The organism is Vibrio sp. 1S139 (genome assembly GCF_041439475.1).
Lineage (GTDB): Bacteria > Pseudomonadota > Gammaproteobacteria > Enterobacterales > Vibrionaceae > Vibrio > Vibrio crassostreae_C.
On record NZ_JBGOOD010000041.1, the window covers coordinates 14,841 to 35,158 of the forward strand.

Consider the following 20,318-nt stretch of genomic DNA (forward strand, 5'->3'; position numbering starts at 1 on the left):
TTTGTTTTATGCATTACTCACAAGAATAGCCGAAGTAGGGCAAATTGCTACGCAGGCCCCACAACCGCTACACTCATCTAACTCGATTTTTGGTAGAGCAACACTGCCTGCTCTAAGTTCAAATTGAATGGCCATAGGTTCACACATGTCACCACAGCTTCGGCATTCAACATTTTGTTGCGCTAAACACTTATCAGAGATTTGTGCTTTTGCTTGCCAAGGCTCTCCTTGCTTTGGCTTAAAAATGGGTTCGGGACAAACATCTGCACATTGATAGCAGAACGTACACTCATCAATAGAGAAATCTACAGTGGGAAAACCACCATCGCCTACAATGATTATCTTAGTCTCACAACTCTCGATGCATTTACCGCAGCGAGTACAGTCATCTGTAAAGCTTTCTAGGCTGTCAATCCAAGGCAAACGAATCTGGCTTGAGTCAACTTTTCGTCTTGAAAAAAGACGGCGTTTTGATAGATCTACCACTAGATACCTATAGATGTTACTAAGATGTTGTAATCGTAGGTCATTATTCTATTAATATCTTGTAATGAGTCCTCACAAGTAGTGTAGTTTTAGAAACAATTGTATAAATACCCCCTAAGGGCTAATTGGGGGCATATATTGTCTTAGATCAATAAATTACGGAGCGAGTGATCACATATTGAATGGAGCTATGATTTTTGATGTGTGACAATACGATATCGCTGGCAAGTCATTTATCAATAGGAAGGCACTTTTGCTTATAAAACCGGTTTCATCTGTAACAAGTACGATAGCAAAATCTTTGCTCTCTATACTGCTGTTGTCGGTTGCTACGACTGGCTTTGCCATCTTTACTTTGGCTTCAAGTTTGAATGATGCGGAAGCGGTTAACGTGGCCGGTTCAATGCGAATGCAAAGCTACCGTTTAGCCCATGATATTCAAATAGAATCTGTCGATTATGAATCTCATATTCGTGAATTCGAAAGTTCTCTTTACTCGCCATCCATGACTAATTTGGTCAGTTGGAATGTTCCGACAGACATCACAGAAGATTACTATTTAATTATCGGCCGTTGGCATGAGCTAAAACAGGTCTTGAATAGCGAAGAGCGCGATCACTATCTCGTGTTGGTTAAAAACTTCGTGGCTGAAATCGATGGCTTCGTTTATAAGCTGCAAGAGTTCTCTGAAGACAAGTTAATAAAGTTATCGTGGGCTGGTGGTATCGGCCTTGGTGGGATTCTGGTCATATCTCTTTTTGTTGTTCACTTTGTACGTAAACAGGTTGTTAAACCGCTACATGCTCTTGTCGGTGCGAGCCAAAGAATCAAAAACAGCGACTTCGAGGTAGAACTCAAGGTGACCAGTAACAACGAAATGGGCATTTTGACCAAAACCTTCAACTCGATGGCCAAAGATTTAGGCGTGCTTTATCGAAACCTTGAAGATGTGGTGGATGCAAAGACGATTGAGCTGCAAAATGCGAACCAGTCGCTGCAGGCACTTTATAACTCGTCACAAGAGCTCACGGTGACGCGTATTGCTCCTGAAAACTTCCGAGCTATCTTGCAGCATCTCGTGAGCTTGGAAGGGATTGGATCACTGAGGCTCGAGATTGTCGATAACTCAGGCCGTTCATTGATTATGGATGAAGGTTACGATTCGAATTTAGACTACGAAAAGTTTGAGATGAAACTCGACGATAACGAACTTATTCTCGGCTATTTATACTGTTCATATCACCACGGGCACTCAACTAAAGCTCTGATCGAAAGCTTCATTCAACTGCTATCGAGAGCGATCTACTACAATCGTGCTCAAAAGAAAGCTGAACAGCTTATTATCATGGAAGAGCGTGCCACGATTGCACGTGAACTCCACGATTCATTGGCTCAATCACTGTCGTACTTGAAAATTCAAGTTACACTATTAAAGCGTGTGATTGGCAAACTGCCAGAGCAACAGCACCGAGAGCAATCTGAACAAATCGCGTCTGAGATCGGAAACGGCTTAGCCGACGCTTATACCCAGTTAAGAGAGCTACTCACCACATTTAGGTTGACCATTAAAGAGGGCAACTTTGGAGACGCCTTAAGTACCATGCTTGAGGCGCTCAGCGAGAGAACCGATGCGAAGATTAACCTCACTAATAATCTCTCATCGATCGAGCTTGATGCGCATAGTCAGGTTCACTTGCTTCAATTGATTCGTGAAGCAACAATAAATGCAATAAAACACGCCAATGCCGACTTGATAGATGTATGCTGTATCGATGAGGACGGTGAAGTATTAGTCGTGATAAAAGATAATGGAGATGGCTTTGACTCAAGTAGTTCCAAGGTGAACCACTACGGGATGAGCATTATGCAGGAGCGTGCGGCAAGACTGAATGGCGACTTGACGATTGAAGCGGCGCAAGGTGAAGGCTGTACAGTCATATTGAAATATAAAAGTTTGAAGGAAGTTAAAGTTGACGATTTGTAAAGTAATGCTGGTTGATGATCATCCATTGATGCGCAGAGGTATAAGCCAATTACTGAGCTTTGAAGACGAATTCGAAGTGATTGCAGAAGCAAGTAACGGCACTGAAGCGGTTGCTCTTGCTCATGAAGAAGAACCTGATTTGATCCTTTTGGATCTCAATATGAAGGGCATGTCTGGTTTAGATACCTTGAAAGCACTTCGCACTGACGGTTCTAGCGCAAACATTGTTATTCTAACGGTTTCTGATAGCCCTGCAGACATTGAAGCGATTGTAAAAGCAGGCGCTGATGGCTACTTGTTGAAAGACACTGAACCCGATGAGTTAATTGAACTGCTTAAGCAAGCACACAGCGGTGACAAGGCTTACAGCAGTGTGGTTGCTCGTTACCTAAATGATGCTGGAAGCCGCAATGATATCTTCGAACAACTGACTGAACGTGAAATGCAGATCCTTCAAGAAGTCGCGAAAGGTTACCGTAATAAGCAGATCGCCGATCACCTGTTTATTTCTGAATCGACAGTTAAGGTACATATGAAAAGCTTGTTGAAAAAGCTGCAAGTGCCTTCCCGTACCGCTGCAACGGTTCTGTATCTAGAACGCTATGGTGAAATGAAGTAGGGCTTGGTCCTTTGAGATAACACTATTTCAAGCCTGACTGTTTATACATTTTGTACATGTCTCGATAGTTTTAACGATGTTGAGAAAGTGACATTAAAAAAGGCGCTGAACTTATTAAGTTCAGCGCCTTTTTGTTTACGCATTTTATATTCAGTATTGGTGTTCGTTTGTTCTTCGTTCTTTGAGATTAGAAACTTAAGGCTTACGCCGACATTGGAACCAATACAAGCGTACCGAAGATAACCGTAATAAGACCACAGATTACGGGTACAGACGTACGTTTTACGACTTCAAATGGGCTGATTTTACCCATACCAGAAGTCGCTACGATTACGCCAGATACTGGTGAAATTGTACGACCTAGGTTCGATGCTTGAAGCATTGGGATGATTAGGAACGCTGGGTTCAAGCCCATTTTCGCCGCTAATGATGGAGCCAGTTCTACGAATGCATAGAAAGGTGCATTACCTGAACCTGTCGCAATTGCCGCAGCAACCGTTAGACCTGTGAGGATAAGCATCAATGCGATGCCGCCTGCGCCTGCAGATTCGGCAAGACCGATTAGGTTATCAATTGCACCGATAGACATTAGACCTTGAGCAAATACGCCCGCCGCAACCAACAGCATTACCACGCCTTTGAACGCGTCAGCCATGCCTTGGTAGCAAGAGTCTAGATCTTCTAGTGTTTTCTCGCCGTCAAACTTCTTAACAACGTAATCGATAACTGCGCCTACGAAGATAGAACCTACCACAATAGTGTAGATATCAAGTGAAAGCCCTGGAATCGTACGACCGTTGAATAGGAAAACGCCGATGATAGGTAGGAATGGAAGTGCAGCGTAGAAAGCCGGCGCCGTTGTTTCGATTTCAGAAACGTCTACTTTTTCCATTGGTGTGTTTTCTTTCTTATCTAGGTATTTGTTCCAGAAGAAAGCCGCACCCGCCATCACGATGATCGCACAGATAGAAACAGGCAGTACCGTTTGAACAGCAAACACATCAAGAGACATACCTGATTTTTCTGCTGCGATAACCACATCACCCGACGTTGGTGAAAGAATGATGGCTGCAGGTGATGCACAAACCGCCACCGCTGCTGGACGAGAAATACCCATTGCCGTCATCATTGGGAATAGGGTCGCCATCAATAGCACGCCAAGGCCTGTTGCAGAACTTACTGCTAGAGACATTAGACACGCTACGATGTAAGCCGCAACAAGAAGTACGTATGGAGATTTGATAGCAGCAAGCGGTTTAGAGAATTGTTTTACGACCACATTGTTTGCGCCGATATGCGTCATGTAAGAAGCAAAGCCACAAAGAAGCATGATTTGCATGCCTAGGCCGCCTCCACGGTACTGAAGCATGTACTTAACGAATTCTAGTGAGTCGGTAACCATGTTACCTGTTGAAGCGACCTTAGCGGGTAAGACTGTGTGACCTATAAGGCCAGTAATAAGAAGTAGGGCAAGGCCAGCTGTCAGTAATACACCTGCCGCTTTATAGCCTTTCACAATAAAGTAACCAACAGCGATAGTAATCACTAATCCGATCAAGAGCTCTAACATAGAAATCTCCACAAAGTTTAAAAAATATAAGAAAGTGTTTCAGAATATGACAATGAATGTACAGAAAACTGCACTGTGGCACGAGGCATAGTTGAGGTTGATATGATCTAAGACAAACATTTTTTCGATGTTAATTGTGGTTGTAAATCGTGATTAACTACTGTTGTTTAGATGTTAATAAACAAATTTTGCGGCTCGTTAGAATATAACTTGGATCACCTTTGGTTGTTCTAGTTGCATATGGAGGTTTCGTTTATAAATCGTGAGTGTTTTTTGTACTTTGGAAGGAAACGTGTAACGAAGTGGGTATTTATCGGGGTAAAGAGGTGAGAATCTTAGCTTTGAAGCCTACTTATGTTTAAAGATTACTTATGTTTAACGCCTACTTACTTCCCATAAGTAAGCGCTAAAACACAAGTTATAATAAGGCGATTCTTCAGCTTCTTCGTTTAACTCAGAACCTTCATTTAATACGACTTCGTCCTCGAGTACCACTTCTTCAACTTCTTCTGCGAATAGGGGCATAGAGAAAGCGATTAGAACTAAAGGTAGCTTTGGTAGGAATCGTGTGTATGAAATTGTATTTGCTAATGGGTGCGATGTTCGTGAGATAGTGTGTTTCGACATAATGGTTTTGTATATAAAGTGATTTAACACGACGAACTAAGTGTTAGTCTGATGAGTAGACAGTGATCGAATCGAACCGTTGGCATTGTCGGCGCAGGTTCCATCGCAATCGACTCCCAATTCATTTTTGGGGTCGGAATGGTATGCACGGATTGGATTAAGTGGAGGTGCTGATTGAATAAGCTCACTTCACTTACAGCGTCCTCAAGTTGTTTGGTATTCATCTACATTCCTGTCGACTGTTGTTCTTGTAATTTGGCGCTTAGTTTATGGTCAAAGCGCGCGAACAGTATTTAAATGAAGGTGAATGATCTTTCGTGAGGTTATTTGATATCGGTTTAGGAATATTTGGAGTGGTTGAAAGCAGTGTGATGAGTAGGGAATGCGCACCAATACAGAGAACAGGCGTCCTCTGTGTTGGCTATATGCGGTGCTAGATTCAGCCTGATCTTTGGCGTCTGGCGACCAAAGTGAATCGGTAATCGTTAGATGTGAAGTAGTTGCGGCTGTATTCAAATACTGTGTTGTTAGCTAGGTAACCACGAGTACGTTTTTCAATAATCGGTTGAGCAGGGTCAATACCTAACTGTTTAGCAACGTCTTCAGGCGGAAGAATCGGTACCAATTCCTGCTCACTTCGATCAATCACCATGCCTTTGGTGTTCTCAATAAAGTCGTATTTTGATGTCTGCATCACTTGATAGGTGAGATCTGGGAATAGAGCAACAGGTAACCAAGTTTCTTCAACCGTGATTGGATTGTTGTCTATGAAACGAACACGTTTTACGTAGAAAACCAATTCGCCTTCTTTGATATCTAAATGTTCAGACATCGCCAAAGAACACGGCTTCATTTCGAAGGCCAGAACTTCACTGTGTGTAACCACATCCAAATGCGCCCACTTTTCTTGAAAGCTCGACTGTTTGTAGATGTCGTAATTGATCTTGTTCTCTTTTACGTAAGTGCCGCTGCCTTGAACGCTTTCAAGCTCATCGTTTTCGATCAGTAGTTTCAGTGCTTGCCTAACCGTTACGCGGCTTACCGAGAATACTTCACGCAATTGCGCTTCCGTTGGGAGTGCTTCTCCAACTTTATATTCTCCAGAACTGATCTTTTCTCTTATTGCATCGGCGATTTGGCGATACATAGGGAGTCTTGCCATTTTTGCCTCATTTGTGCGCTAGGACAACTAGACTTTGATTAACAACCTGTACCTTAAATACGTAAATTTGCTCTATATAAGCTTTGCTTTAAAGGTTAGTGTGAGCATCGTATCGGCGTTTTGTAGTACATATAATACAAATTAAACGATACATAACAAGCTTTCTTAAAGGATTTACCAATATATTTTAAATACAAATTAAATGCAAATATGTATTGATGGATCGTGATCACGGATTAAATGTCTTGAGGTTGTATTATTCATCTCGTCGACAGGGACGACTGTCGTACTAATCCGTGACTATGGGACAAAGGTTATGAAACTTACTACTCTAACGAATAAGTCGCTCGTAAATCTGCAAACTACGTTTAGCAGTCGAGAAGAAGCGATTTACGCACTTGCTGACCAACTGAATCAGCAAGGCAAACTGCACAACAAACAAGAATATCTTGATGCAGTATTTGCTCGTGAAGAGCAAGGCCCGACAGCGCTTGGCGAAGGCCTAGCAGTACCGCACGGCAAGACTGACGCGGTTAAAGAAGCTGGTTTCGCTGTTGCAACATTGAAAGAAGACATGAAATGGAAAGGCCTAGATGAAGACGAAGATGTGAATCTTATCTTCCTAATTGCCATTCCAAATGCAGAAGCGGGTTCTACCCACATGCACCTGCTGACCGAACTGACAACCACATTGGTTGATGACGATGTTCGTGAAGCAGTATTAAAAGCAACAACCGCTGATGAAATCTTCGCGCTTCTTGATGGCGATAATCAGCAAGAAGAAAAACAAGACAACTTAGATATAAATGCGCCGACAATTGTATGTGTTACTGCTTGCCCTGCAGGCATTGCTCACACCTATATGGCTGCAGAATACCTTGAAAAAGCGGGCAAAAAGCTTGGCTACAAGGTTCATGTTGAAAAGCAGGGCGCAAATGGCATTGAAGATCGTTTGACGGCTGAGCAATTAAACAATGCTGTGGCGTGTGTTTTTGCTGCTGAAGTCGCGATTAAAGAAGTGGATCGTTTTAACGGAATCCCTCGTGTTGAAACGCCAGTTGCAGAACCGATTTAACACGGTGAACGCATTCTAAATGAAGCGATTGAAGAGTCGAAAAAAGGTAACGGTGCAGAGCGTACAGTGGCTACTGATGACAAACCGAAAAAACTGCCACTGAAAACTGAGCTTAAACAAGCGCTGCTTTCTGGTATTTCTTACGCAGTTCCTCTTATCGTTGCTGGTGGTACTGTTCTTGCGGTTGCTGTTCTTATTGCGCAAATTTTTGACCTGCAAGAGCTTTACGCAACAAAAGATTCTTGGCTGTGGATGTATCGTAAATTAGGTGGCGGCCTATTAGGTACATTAGTGGTGCCAGTACTGGCAGCTTACACTGCTTACTCATTAGCCGACAAACCGGCACTTGGTCCTGGTTTTGCTGCGGGTATTGCTGCAAACATCATTGGTTCAGGTTTCCTAGGCGGTGTTGTTGGTGGTTTGATTGCGGGTTACGTGATGCGCTGGGTGAAAGAGCATGTTCGCTTAGGCCCTGCATTTAACGGCTTCCTTACTTTCTACCTTTACCCGGTGATTGGTACTTTGGTAGCGGGTAGCTTGATGCTGTTTGTTATCGGTAAACCTGTTGCGTTCTTAAACCAAGGTTTAACGGACTGGTTGAACGGTATGTCAGGCACCAATGCGTTGTTATTGGGTGCAATTTTAGGTCTGTTTGTATCATTCGACCTAGGTGGTCCGGTAAACAAAGCTGCTTACGCATTCTGTTTAGGTGCAATGGCAAACGGTGTTTATGGTCCTTACGCAATCTTTGGCTCAGTAAAAATGGTATCGGCGTTCACGGTAACGGCTTCTACCATGATTGCTCCACGCTTATTCAAAGACTTTGAGATTGAAACCGGTAAATCTACATGGCTACTTGGTCTTGCGGGTATTACTGAAGGTGCAATCCCAATGGCGATTGAAGATCCAATCCGTGTAATCGGCTCATTCTTACTAGGCTCTGTAGTAACAGGTGCAATGGTGGGTGCGGCAGGTATTGGTCTATCCACTCCGGGCGCAGGTATCTTCTCTATTTTCTTGTTACACGATTCTGGTTTAGGCGCATTCTCTGCTGCTGCAATCTGGTTCGGTGCTGCGATTGTCGGCACAGTGATTTCAACCATTACTCTTCTGATGTGGCGTGGTCACGCGGTAAAAAAGGGTAAATTTGAAGCAAGTACTGCAACACAGAACTAACTGAATTTTGAGTTAGCTCCTAACTCACTGCGAAATCAATATATAAAAAATAACAAACAACTGGCTGCCCTAAATACCTGTGCTCCTAACGGTTTTATTCACACAGATTCTGGGCGTGGTTTTCTGCACCCTAAATTTAGTGGCAGCCAATTTTAACCCCTTGAAAAAATTTAATTTAGTCGTATTTGGGTTCGAACTTTAGTTTTACTCGAAGCGACACATTTAGGTAAATGATTATGACTACATCACGCGTACACATTACTCCTCACATGCACTGGGATCGTGAATGGTATTTCACAACAGAAGAGTCTCGTATTCTTCTTGTGAACAACATGGAAGAAATCATGAACCGTCTGGAGAGCGATCCAGAATACAAATACTACGTTCTAGATGGTCAAACCGCCGTTTTAGAAGACTACTTCGCAATCAAACCAGAAAACACAGAGCGCGTAAAAGCATTGGTTGAAGCGGGCAAGTTAATTATTGGCCCTTGGTATTCTCAAGCCGACACAATGCAAGTTTCTGGTGAGTCAATTGTACGCAACATGATGTATGGTATTCGTGACTGTATGAAGTTTGGCGATGCAATGAAGATTGGTTACCTACCAGATTCATTCAGCATGAGCTCACAGCTGCCAATGATCTACAACGGCTTCGACATCACGCGTGCAATGTTCTGGCGTGGTTGTTCAGAGCGTCATGGCACCAACAAAACAGAATTCTTATGGCAGTCTAATGACGGCAGTGAAGTAACGGCACAAGTGCTTCCGCTGGGTTACGCGATTGGTAAATACCTTCCACAAGACGAAGAAGGCTTGCGTGCTCGTTTAGATAAGTACTTCCCAGTGCTAGAAAAGCCATCGGTGACTAAAGATATCTTGCTACCGAACGGCCACGACCAAATGCCGATTCAAAAAGACATCTTTGAAGTAATGGACAAGCTTCGCGAAATCTACCCAGATCGTGAATTCTCAATGAGCCGTTACGAAGAAGTGTTCGAGAAAGTAGAAGCGGCGCGCGACCAACTCGACACAATCAAAGGCGAGTTCAACGACGGTAAATACATGCGTGTTCACCGTACGATCTCTTCTACGCGTATGGACATCAAACTGATCCACGCAGAAATCGAAAACAAGATTGTAAACATCTTAGAACCGCTAGCGTCTATCGCTTGGACATTAGGTTTTGAATACCACCACGGTTTGATTGAGAAAATGTGGAAAGAGAGCATGAAGAACCACGCTCATGACTCTATTGGTTGCTGTTGTTCAGACAAGGTACACGCTGAAATCTTAAACCGTTACATCCTTGCTGACGACCAACCTGATTCACTTCTACAAGCGTAAGATTGTTGACCACATGCCAGATCGCGAAGGTTGCGACAAACTGGCGATGTTCAACCTTTCTCCATACGAGCGTGAAGAAGTGGTTAACACCACTATCACTATCCGTGCTCAACAGTTCTCTATCTTTGATGAAAACGAAAACCTAGTTGAGTACTTCATCCAAGACAAGCGCCAAATTGACCCGGGTAAAGTAGACCGTCAAATCGTTCACTACGGTAACTACGACCCGTTCATGGAGTTTGATATTCAAATCAAACGCATTGTGCCAGCGATGGGCTTCACCACGTTACACATCCAAGGTAACGAGAAGGGTGCAGTAAAAGTTGCAGAACAAAAAGACTACTTACTAGAGAACGAGTACTACCGAATCAATGTAAACGACAACGGTACTCTGATTATTTTCGATAAAGAGACAGAGCAAGTATTCGACCAAGTACTTCGTTTGGAAGACGGTTCTGATGACGGTGATGAGTACGATTACTCTCCATCTCGTCAAGAATGGTTACTGTATTCAGACGAGTTCCCAGTCGAAACATCGATTGACCACCAAGGCTTCCAATCGGTAGCGAACATCGCTTTCCGAATGAACGTACCTGCAAACCTTGCAGAGCGTGAAGAACGCACGGGTCAAAACGGATTCGTTGAAGCGCAATGCCAAGTGGTATTGAAGCAAGGTTCTCGCCGCATTGAAGTACGTATGGAACTAGACAACCAAGCCGACGACCACCGTGTACGTGTCTTAGTACCAACGCCATTCGTTTCTGAAACTGTGGTTGCAGACAACCAGTTCGGTTGTATTACTCGACCAACCAATGACCCTGCTATGGCGGTTTGGGAAGAAGAGAAGTGGAAAGAAGCACCGGTTCCGGTTTACCAACTGATGAACTTCGCTGCATTAGAAAACGGCAAAGCGGGCATGGCGATTATGTCGAATGGTCTACGTGAATTTGAGGTGATTGCATCTCAAGGTGACGAAAACCGAGATACCTTCGCACTGACACTGTTCCGTGGTATCGGCGTGTTGGGTAAAGAAGAGCTATTGCTTCGCCCAGGCCGTCCATCAGGCATCAAGATTCCGACACCAGATTCGCAAGTGCGCGGTAAGTTAGTGTGTGAATTCACGTTGTGCGGTTTCTCTGGTAACCATATTGACGCGAACATCATGGCGCAAGCACGTGACAATGTCACTCAAATCGAATGCTACAACAAGATCCCTTACAACGCGATGAAGCTCAACGTGGGTGAGCAGAACCTACCTATGAGTTTTAGCCTTCTGTCTAAGCAACAATCAGGCGCGGTGTTGAGTGTGCTGAAGAAAGCGGAAGACGAAGATGGACTGATCATGCGTGTCTACAACCCGGCAGAATCGGGTTCAGTATCGGATTCAATCTCTTTTACTCAAGCGGTTTCAAGCTGGAAAGAGACAAGCATGGACGAGCGCGTACGCGAAGGTGATGTAGCATCTGAAGAGTTCGGCCAGATAGCACCTTGCCAAGCAAAAACATTCCAAATCAAATTCTAATTTCGATAACCCGCTCACCTTGGTGGGCGGGAATGGTGAACGACAATGAAAATTGTAATTGCCCCTGATTCATTTAAAGAATCACTCGACGCTCATCAAGTTGCGTCTTGCATTGAGCGTGGATTTGCCGATGTTTTCCCTTACGCAGAGTTTGTGAAAATGCCACTCGCCGATGGCGGAGAAGGCACGGTAGACGTGTTGCTAGAGGCGCTCAATGGTAAGAAGCAACTGCTGCACACGACGGATCCAATCGGGCGTGAATGTACGGCTTATTGGGCTTCGTTGGAACAGACTGTTGATGGCGCCAACGTAAAAACTGCCTTGGTGGAATTTGCTCAAGCATCGGGTTTAGACCTATTAACCGTAGAAGAAAGAGCACCGTTAACCGCATCTTCGTTTGGTACTGGGCTATTGATCAAAGATGCACTAGATCAAGGTGTTGAACAAATCATTATTGGTTTGGGCGGCAGCGCAACCAATGATGCAGGTGCTGGCATCTTACAAGCGTTGGGAGGCAAGTTATTAGACAAGCAAGGCAACGAGCTATCTGGTGGCGGCGCCGAATTAAGCCGGTTAGCAAGCATCGATCTTGAAGGACTGCACCCTAGATGCAAAGAAGTGACGTTCGTGGTCGCGTGTGATGTGAATAATCCATTATGTGGCGAAAGCGGAGCCAGTACTGTGTTTGGTCCGCAAAAAGGCGCATCAAAAGCTCAAGTTGAACAACTTGATACTGCGATCGGGCACTTTGCCGATATCGCTCAAGCACATACGGGTACTAATCATCGCGACACAGCTGGATTTGGTGCTGCTGGTGGTACACCTCTGGGGTTAAGTCTTGCATTCAATATCCAAATTAAAGCGGGTATTGAGATGGTATTAGATGCCTTGGATGCAGATAAGGTTCTTGAAGGTGCTTCACTGGTCGTGACCGGAGAGGGGTAGATGGACAACCAAACCCTGCAAGGTAAAACACCTTTCGGCATCGCTCAGCGAGCTCAAAAGTTGAGTATTCCAACCATTGGAATTGCGGGCTCTTTGGGGCAAGACGTTGAAAAACTTTACGGCTCAATGTCTAGCTTATTTGGAACCGTACGTTCACCTCAGTCTTTAGACCAAGTTTTATCAGAAGCGAATCAAAACCTGACTCGCACTGCCCGTAATATCGCCGCCACGCTCAAGCTTGGTAGCCAGATTTTTAATGAGAAGTAATTATGTCTCTATTTAAACTCGACAACGTTATTCAAAACTACGCATGGGGAAGCAAAGACTCCATTAACCAATTGTTTGGTATTGTGAACCCAAACCAGGAACCTCAAGCAGAAATTTGGATGGGTGCTCATCCAAATGGTTGTTCAAAGGTAGGCGATACCGGTGAATCGCTTTCTCACATGATTGATGAAAACAAAATCGATGTCTTAGGCGGATACACGGCGGCTCGTTTCGGTGAATTGCCTTTCTTGTTTAAGGTGTTGGCCGCTGAAACACCGTTATCGATTCAGGTTCACCCGAACAAGCGAAAATCAGAATTAGGTTTTGAGCGTGAGAATGCACTTGGTATCCCCTTGAATGCGTCTAATCGCAACTACAAAGATCCAAACCATAAACCTGAGTTGGTTTATGCGTTGACCTTCTACAAAGCGATGAATGGCTTTCGTCCAATCGACGACATTATTGCCTTGTTCGAAGAAGCGGATATTCCTTCGTTAGCGATTGAGCTTAATGTACTAAAAGCCAATGCCGACAGTGATTCTTTGAAGTCGTTCTTTAGCGCCATTATGTCTCTTGAAGGTGACCGCAAAGCGTCTGCGCTTAATGAGCTTTATGCTGCACATGCGCGACCAGCCAAAACGGTCATGGGGCGTGAAGCTCTTCAATACAGCATCGAATTCAAACAGCATTATCCAGGTGATATTGGCTTATTTGCGCCATTAATGCTTAACACGGTTGAGCTGGCGCCCGGTGAAGCGATGTTCCTGTTCGCAGAAACCCCACATGCTTATGTTCAAGGTACGGGTTTAGAGATTATGGCAAACTCAGACAATGTGCTGCGTGCCGGTCTCACTCCCAAATATATCGATGTCCCTGAGCTTATCGACAACACAATCTTTGAGCCGATTAAGCCAGAAGATATCCGCCTTAAGCCTGTATTGAAAGAGGGCAAGATGAGTTATCCGATTCCAGTGGATGACTTTGGCTTTGATATCTTGTCTGCGACTGATGAGAGCAAGTCACAGTATCTACGTAGCGCGGAGATCTTGTTCTGTGTGGAAGGAGAGGCGACCGTCACTTCAGAAGGGCGGTCAGTTTCTCTTAAGCCCGGAGAATCGGTCTTTGTAAGTAGTAATTCAAGTGTTTACCAATATCAAGGGAATGGCATTTTGGCTCGTGCTTTTAACTAGTGCCCCCGTGCTAGCGATCAGCAAAAGAAATGTCAGAGTGCCACTGTAAAGTGGTACTCAATATTGGATTGATGGTTGTTACCTATCTGTCTTTGACAGTCATGATTATTGACCATACCCGCTACTCTGGCGGTTTTTTTCATTATTAGAATGAGCAGATATAAGCTTGTAGAAAAGACAAACCCTGCGATCAGAGCAGGGCTTTTTATTGAATTAGTACTGAGTGACTGGTTAGGCAATGTGCGTCATTTTATTAAGCACAAAGGTTTCAATACAACCTTCAGTCGCAGCCATGTAGTCAGCGATGTGTTGGCTCGCTAAGTGTTTCTCTAGATGAACTTCAGACTCCCAGTTCTCATGAAAAACGAAGTGAGCAGGGTTACTGTTATCTTGGTGCAGATCGTAGTTAATACAGCCGTGTTCAACACGGGTTTTATCGATCAATTTAATCATCTCAGCTTTTACAAGCTCAGTTTTGTCTTCTTTAGAGACGATCGTTGCAATAATAGTCAGTTTGCTCATTTTCAATTCCTTCCTTTAAACTCGGTAAGTTTAAGTAATATAAGTATAAATTCAGAATGAAGAAAGAGTTCTGAAATCCAATAACTATGGTTCTTACCATCCACAATTCAAACTCGAGAGCATAGGGCCAGAGCCGAGTAGGTTATGCTTATTAAAAAAAGCCCTCATAGCAATATGAGGGCTTTTGAATAAGAATCAAACTGTGTTGTTACTGGGGTGTTAAGCGTACTGTTTTACCTTAAGCGTATTGCTCAACCGTCATTGCCCAATTTTTCTTCTGTTGTTCGAAATTCATTTTGATTTGCTGATAACGAACCTTAAGAACAGAGTGTTCGTACTTCTTCACAACGTCTTCGCGCTTGCTTTCAAGTAGCTGTTTTTTAACTTCGTAATATTCGTTCATGTTTGATACTAGAGCATCAAACTCTTGTTGAAGCTTCTCTGCGATTTGTTGCTTGTCGGCACGATGCATGATTTTTTGCTGGGTGCGTTTAAGTAACATTGACGCTTCAGCTTTCTCAATACGAGCTTGAGGGGTTTTCTTAAGCTTACTTGCCAGTCCCATCAACGAAGCACTCTTAATCAACCATTTTGTTGGATCGTATTGCCACCAGTAGATGCCGTTACGGTAGTCGTTCTCAAAGATGTGGTGGAAGTTGTGGTAGCCTTCGCCGAAAGTGAGTACTGCTAACACACCGTTATCACGCGCTGTGTTTTTGTCAGTAAAAGGTTGGCTACCCCAGATGTGAGCAAGAGAGTTAATAAAGAATGTTGTGTGGTGGTTAAGTACCAAACGAACTGCACCTACGATTAACAACATGCCAATCACGTCACCGTAAATCACGCCTAAAGCGATAGGAACACCGAAATTCATTAGTAATGCTAACAGAACATAGTGCTTGTGCTGCCACATAACAATCTTATCTTTTTTAAGGTCACGGCAGTTTTCGTAGTTTTCGTACATTGAGGTGCTGTAATTACGAATCATCCAGCCAATGTGTGAGTACCAAAATCCACGTTTTGCAGAGTATGGGTCTTTGTCGTTGTTATCGACATGCTTGTGGTGAACACGGTGATCAGAAGACCAGTGTAGCGCGCTGTTCTGCAGGGCAAATGCACCACCTAATGCAAACAGGAATCTTAGGCTTGAATGCGCTTCAAACGCTTTATGTGACCATAAGCGGTGATAACCTGTCGTGATTGAAAGGTTACAGAACGTAAAGCAGATTGCTAGCCATATCCAGTGCTCCATGCCATAGCCAAAAAAGTAGCCATAAACGGGAGCCGCTACAACAGCAAGCAGCATACTAAAAGAGAACACAAAAATATTGAGCCAGATTAATGGCGGCTTTTTTGTAGATTGTTTGTCGGCACTATTCATTAGCAAATTTCCATTGGGCTTACATCTGTGCGCTAGAATATCAGCGTACACGTGTAAGTCAATATTGAAAGTGTAAACGTGTATTAGTATGTTTTGCTTAAATATTGTATAAAGGTAGTGTGAAATGTAGTAGCAAGTCATAAATGGAAGTACTAAGGGCTAATAAATGGAAATTAAGGTAGCTGAATATAAAGATTATGAGCGGATTGCCCAATTACACGCGGATAGCTGGAAGCTATATTACCGTGGCATTCTTGCTGATGATTACCTAGAACATGATGTTTTGGAGGACAGATCTGTTATTTGGCAGACTCGTTTGATTAATCCTCCTTTCAACCAACATGTTTTATTGCTTGAGGAAGGCGGTTTACTGGTTGGTTTTGTCTGCGCGTTCGGTAATCACAACTTTGAGCGTGGTACGTTCATCGATGCGTTACATGTAGATAATAATTATCGTGGACGAGGTGTAGGCAAGCGTCTGTTGTCTGAATTGTCGAAGTGGTTGCAGCAATACTATTCGGACTCAGGGCTTTACCTAGAGGTGATGTCTGAGAACCACCAAGCGATTGCTTTTTATCAGGCGATTGGTGGCAAAGAAGAACTAGAGCAAGTTTGGAACGCACCATGTGGCAGCCAAGTGAATGAAAAAGTGATTTCTTGGAGCTCTCCCGTTGAACTTGAACAGAAAACAGCGAGCGTTGTGTATTCTTAGTCGATTCTTGTTGAATACTGTTTTTTTTGCTGAGTAGCAGGTTCTTAACGAAGCTATTTTAAAGCAGAAGAACAAAGACAAAAGCCCCGAGTATTAAGTTGCTCGGGGCTTTTTTGATTGAATTAGTGGTCGTTTTAATGATTCGCAAAGATGCGTGAAATATTGGGCGATTAATCACACCATGTGATCTTATTCCTACCGCCTTTTTTCGAAATGTAGAGTGCTTGGTCAGCGTCGTCGATAAGCTGCTCGACAGAACCAAGGGCTTGAGGGGCATGTTTCACACCGATTGAAATTGTTACTTCTAATCTAAGGCGAGTAGGGGATTCTAAAAGGGCATTAACCAGCGATTCAATTGAAGCCTCGGTTTCTCCTTGGACCAGCACCAAAAACTCTTCACCGCCGTATCGAAAGCAGTTACTGCTAGTCGGTAGTCGTTTTTGAATCTCATCGGCCAGTTCTTTAATCACCATGTCACCCATTTGATGGCCGTAGGTGTCGTTAATCGATTTGAAATGATCAATATCTATCATGAGCGATGTAATGGATCGCTGACGGTCTATGCTCGGTTCTATCACCTGATGAAGATAAAGGCGGTTGTAGCAGCCCGTTAGTGCGTCTTGATAGGAAAGGGCCTCGAACATATTAGATTGCTTGCGAAGCTGAATCGCTTGTTTGCGGAGTTGCTCGGATTGAGCGAAACGTTTGTGTACTTCCAGGTCACGTCTAACACAGGCCGCTGAGATTAGGATGTAAGCCGAGATATAAACGGAAATTGTTTCTATTTCATGCTCTGGCTCCGCTTCATAAAGCAGTGGCGCAAGGCCGATGAGATAAGCCAAAAAGATAAACGACAGCGTAGATATACTGTATCTGGCTGACAATCTTGAAAACGTACCAATGTAGATCATCACTAAAATGATGCCACCTTGGTAATCGAAGTTGTTCAGCTCGATGGCTAGTCGACCGACATAGACCAAGAAAAGTGAGCTAATTACAAGGAAGGCACTTTCTACGAGTTCCAAAACGTTGGGTTTGTTTGTAATACAGTATCTGGCGGCGGCCATCATCAATAAAAAAAGTATGACTCGGAAAATGATAGGCGTAATGCACTCGCTACCAAAGTGGATGTAGTCGGTGACGATAAAAGCACAGAATATTGAGATAGGGATGTAGATGAAATTTATGTACGGCAAATAAATTTCATTATCGAAATAGGTTTTAAATCTTTGATTCTTGAACCCAGAATAAGAGCGCATTGAGAAATTAGCCGAGATTGATACACAATAATTTGCGTAGTATGTCACAGTCTTTGGGATTGTAAACGACCATTTCTATAGATTTGTCAGTATGTTAGCTAGATCAACAAACGGTAGCGGGCAATATTCACGCTCTATTATCGATAGAGCGTGAATATCTAGAGGCTGGTGTAAGAGTGGTAAACAGAAATTAAAGCAGATTATAAAAACTAATCGCGATTAACGCTTGTTCTTCAGGTAACGCTTACGACGCTCTTCTTTTTTCTTAATCTGTTGTTCCGCTTTCAGCGCAGCCGCTTCTTCAACTTCGATCAGCTCTTGTGTGATCATTTCTGGCAACTCAAGCGTTACCTTACCTAAAGTGCCATTACGCAATTCGTGAAGCAGGATTTCTGAACATTTGTGAATGTCGATATGACCACCGGCACGAAGTGCACCACGCTTACGGCCAATCGCTTCCATCAGTTCGATGTCAGACTCAGGCAGCTCTTCAATTTGGTAGCGCTCTTGCAAAAGGTTAGGGTACTGTTTTGCTAGGTACTCTACTGTGTAAAATGCCACTTCATCGTATTCCATTGCCGTATCTTTTACAGCACCTGTTGCAGCCAAGCGGAAGCCACTGTGTGGGTTTTCTACTTTAGGCCAAAGGATTCCTGGAGTATCTGAAAGGATCACGCCATTTTGCAGATTGATACGTTGTTGGCGACGAGTTACCGCAGGTTGGTTACCAGTAACCGCAATCGTACGTCCAGCCAAGCAGTTGATGATGGTCGATTTACCCACGTTCGGGATGCCCATGATCATTGTACGAATGTTTTTGCCCATCTGTTCACGGTGCGGTGCCAGTTTACGTACCAGCTCCATAACGTGGTTAACTTCTTCTTTTACGCTAGTCGTAATCGCAATCGCTTTAACGCCTTGCTCCTTCTCGAAGTGCTCAATCCAACGTTGAGTCAGTTCAGGATCTGCAAGGTCACGCTTGTTCAGCACTTTTACACAAGGCTTATCGCCGCGCAGTGAAGAGATCATTGGGTTTTCACTACTGAACGGGATACGAGCGTCCAGTACTTCGATGATCACATCAACTTGTGGGATAACTTCTTCGATTTCTTTGCGGGCTTTATGCATGTGACCCGGAAACCATTGAATAGACATAGAGATAAACCTTGATAAATATATTTGCTGCACATTGTAAGGGTTCGTTAGGGCGTGTAAAGCGCTATGTTGCCCTAGATTAATCAGAGTGAAAGTCCTTACAGGCAATATTATTGCAGTGAGCGATTGTAAGGGGCGCATACGTAGAGATTTCAAATGCTGTAATCCATCTAGCAGGCATTTGATTTAACAGTTGATGATTTGAAATGGATTCGGCGAAAAGTCAGTTTTTGTGTGTCGCCAATTGTTGAAAGATAAAATACTATTGCATTGAGTGTTTTATCTCGAAGATCCGACTGGAGACATAATCCTATGGGGTTATGTCTGTGGTTGATTTGATTGAACGAGATTTTTCATCAACTGTTTACGTTCTGCTTGAGCGATATAAATGAATTGGTTGTTATAACTTCTGTCTGTATTGATATATTGTTCGAAATCCACAGGCACTCCCGCAACCGATAGTTCTATATGTAAGTGAGGACCAGTAGTTCGACCTGAATTTCCAGTGAGTCCAATGATTTGACCTTTAGTGATGAACTCTCCGGCCGAAACGTGTTTTTCTGAAAGGTGTAGGTAGCGAGCGTAGTTTCCATCAGCGTGTTTTATGGTTAGATAGTTACCAGCAAAACGGTTATACCGGGACTTCAAAACGATGCCATCTGACAATGAATGAACCTTTGTACCTATTGGTGTTGCGTAATCTGTTCCAAAGTGGGGGGCAATGCGGTTCGTTATTGGGTGTTTTCTGCTTAAATCGAACGGTGAACTTACGCGAAAATGCTGAGGAAGAGGGAATACATAGTCATTATTTAACTTATATCCATTCTCATTGTAAATATTATCATCAGCCCCTCTCATGGCAAAAAACTCTACGTCACTACCTAAATAGTAAAAAGCACTAACATATTCTGTATTAGAACCGTCATATTGTGTCCTTATTGAAAATTTATCACCATTATTAACCGATTTTATAATGTCAAAATTATCACCTAATAAATTCAACAAAGATTTTAATTCATCGTTTGTTAGACCTGAAGACAATATGGAACTGATAAAAGAGTATTTAACAACCCCTGAAACCATTTCAGATGTCGGAGCTGGGGTTGGAATATGAATGCTTTTGGGCTTGGCTATTTTAGGTGCCTGTTTTTTATCAGTATTTGAATGATTGTAGCTTAGCGATATGGCTGTTGAAACGATCAAAAAAACCATCAAAAGGCCAAAGGAAAGGGTACGGCGACTTAAATGGCTATTTATTTTCAAATACATAAATTATCAATAAAATTCGGTTAATGGATAAAAATAAAAATTAGATCATAA

General features: G+C 43.3%; 14 protein-coding genes and 3 pseudogenes. 7 read left to right on the top strand and 10 right to left on the bottom strand.

Features of this window, described 5'->3' with window-relative positions; all coding sequences use genetic code 11:
• Positions 1 to 6: 6 nt before the first annotated feature.
• Positions 7 to 486 (bottom strand): ferredoxin-type protein NapF, encoded by a 480-nt coding sequence (napF, locus tag ACED46_RS14430; protein WP_017062611.1) that lies wholly within the window; start codon positions 484 to 486, stop codon positions 7 to 9.
• A gap of 253 nt (positions 487 to 739) precedes the next feature.
• Here napF and narQ point away from each other — a divergent pair, with 253 nt between their 5' ends.
• A complete protein-coding gene (narQ, locus tag ACED46_RS14435; protein ID WP_371721748.1) occupies positions 740 to 2,470 on the top strand; it encodes a nitrate/nitrite two-component system sensor histidine kinase NarQ in 1,731 nt (576 codons plus the stop codon).
• Positions 2,457 to 3,089, top strand: a complete 633-nt coding sequence (locus tag ACED46_RS14440; protein WP_017062609.1) for a response regulator — start codon at positions 2,457 to 2,459, stop codon at positions 3,087 to 3,089. The genes narQ and ACED46_RS14440 overlap by 14 nt, the downstream gene beginning before the upstream one ends.
• Before the next feature lie 202 nt (positions 3,090 to 3,291).
• On the opposite strand, the gene dcuC is transcribed toward ACED46_RS14440, so the two are convergent.
• The 4 genes from dcuC to ACED46_RS14460 all read right to left on the bottom strand — a co-directional run bounded on the left by dcuC (position 3,292) and on the right by ACED46_RS14460 (position 6,448).
• On the bottom strand, positions 3,292 to 4,659 hold the full coding sequence (gene dcuC, locus ACED46_RS14445) for an anaerobic C4-dicarboxylate transporter DcuC (protein WP_017062608.1): 1,368 nt from the start codon (positions 4,657 to 4,659) through the stop codon (positions 3,292 to 3,294).
• 375 nt (positions 4,660 to 5,034) lie between these two features.
• A complete protein-coding gene (locus tag ACED46_RS14450; protein ID WP_133151380.1) occupies positions 5,035 to 5,286 on the bottom strand; it encodes a hypothetical protein in 252 nt (83 codons plus the stop codon).
• A 23-nt stretch (positions 5,287 to 5,309) separates the two neighbouring features.
• A complete protein-coding gene (locus ACED46_RS14455) occupies positions 5,310 to 5,510 on the bottom strand; it encodes a hypothetical protein (RefSeq protein ID WP_080582262.1) in 201 nt (66 codons plus the stop codon).
• Positions 5,511 to 5,725: 215 nt separating this feature from the next.
• Positions 5,726 to 6,448, bottom strand: coding sequence for a GntR family transcriptional regulator (locus tag ACED46_RS14460; protein ID WP_017070592.1), 723 nt, complete (start codon positions 6,446 to 6,448; stop codon positions 5,726 to 5,728).
• 316 nt (positions 6,449 to 6,764) lie between these two features.
• On the opposite strand from ACED46_RS14460, the pseudogene mngA reads away from it, so the two are divergent.
• The 4 genes and pseudogenes from mngA to manA all read left to right on the top strand — a co-directional run bounded on the left by mngA (position 6,765) and on the right by manA (position 13,969).
• Positions 6,765 to 8,699, top strand: a pseudogene (gene mngA / locus ACED46_RS14465) (PTS 2-O-a-mannosyl-D-glycerate transporter subunit IIABC).
• A gap of 236 nt (positions 8,700 to 8,935) precedes the next feature.
• Positions 8,936 to 11,567: pseudogene (gene mngB, locus ACED46_RS14470) on the top strand (mannosylglycerate hydrolase).
• Positions 11,568 to 11,612: 45 nt separating this feature from the next.
• Positions 11,613 to 12,779 (top strand): annotated as a pseudogene (locus tag ACED46_RS14475) (glycerate kinase).
• 2 nt (positions 12,780 to 12,781) lie between these two features.
• The gene (manA, locus tag ACED46_RS14480; protein ID WP_017070588.1) at positions 12,782 to 13,969 is read left to right on the top strand and encodes a mannose-6-phosphate isomerase, class I; all 1,188 of its coding nucleotides are present in this window, start codon (positions 12,782 to 12,784) and stop codon (positions 13,967 to 13,969) included.
• Between the two features lie 231 nt (positions 13,970 to 14,200).
• On the opposite strand, the gene ACED46_RS14485 is transcribed toward manA, so the two are convergent.
• Positions 14,201 to 14,491 carry a putative quinol monooxygenase gene (locus ACED46_RS14485; RefSeq protein WP_371721749.1) on the bottom strand — a complete coding sequence of 97 codons (291 nt, stop codon included), beginning with the start codon at positions 14,489 to 14,491 and terminating at the stop codon, positions 14,201 to 14,203.
• 238 nt (positions 14,492 to 14,729) lie between these two features.
• On the bottom strand, positions 14,730 to 15,872 hold the full coding sequence (locus tag ACED46_RS14490) for a fatty acid desaturase (protein ID WP_017062601.1): 1,143 nt from the start codon (positions 15,870 to 15,872) through the stop codon (positions 14,730 to 14,732).
• A gap of 166 nt (positions 15,873 to 16,038) precedes the next feature.
• On the opposite strand from ACED46_RS14490, the gene ACED46_RS14495 reads away from it, so the two are divergent.
• A complete protein-coding gene (locus ACED46_RS14495) occupies positions 16,039 to 16,584 on the top strand; it encodes an N-acetyltransferase (protein ID WP_017062600.1) in 546 nt (181 codons plus the stop codon).
• A 170-nt stretch (positions 16,585 to 16,754) separates the two neighbouring features.
• Here ACED46_RS14495 and ACED46_RS14500 read toward each other — a convergent pair whose 3' ends face one another.
• The 3 genes from ACED46_RS14500 to ACED46_RS14510 form a co-directional block, all read right to left on the bottom strand.
• On the bottom strand, positions 16,755 to 17,780 hold the full coding sequence (locus tag ACED46_RS14500) for a GGDEF domain-containing protein (protein ID WP_017070587.1): 1,026 nt from the start codon (positions 17,778 to 17,780) through the stop codon (positions 16,755 to 16,757).
• Positions 17,781 to 18,062: 282 nt separating this feature from the next.
• Positions 18,063 to 18,998, bottom strand: a complete 936-nt coding sequence (gene ylqF, locus ACED46_RS14505; protein WP_029405588.1) for a ribosome biogenesis GTPase YlqF — start codon at positions 18,996 to 18,998, stop codon at positions 18,063 to 18,065.
• Positions 18,999 to 19,316: 318 nt separating this feature from the next.
• Positions 19,317 to 20,267: a peptidoglycan DD-metalloendopeptidase family protein gene (locus ACED46_RS14510; RefSeq protein WP_102333903.1), complete on the bottom strand. Its 951-nt coding sequence runs from the start codon at positions 20,265 to 20,267 to the stop codon at positions 19,317 to 19,319.
• Positions 20,268 to 20,318: the final 51 nt, after the last annotated feature.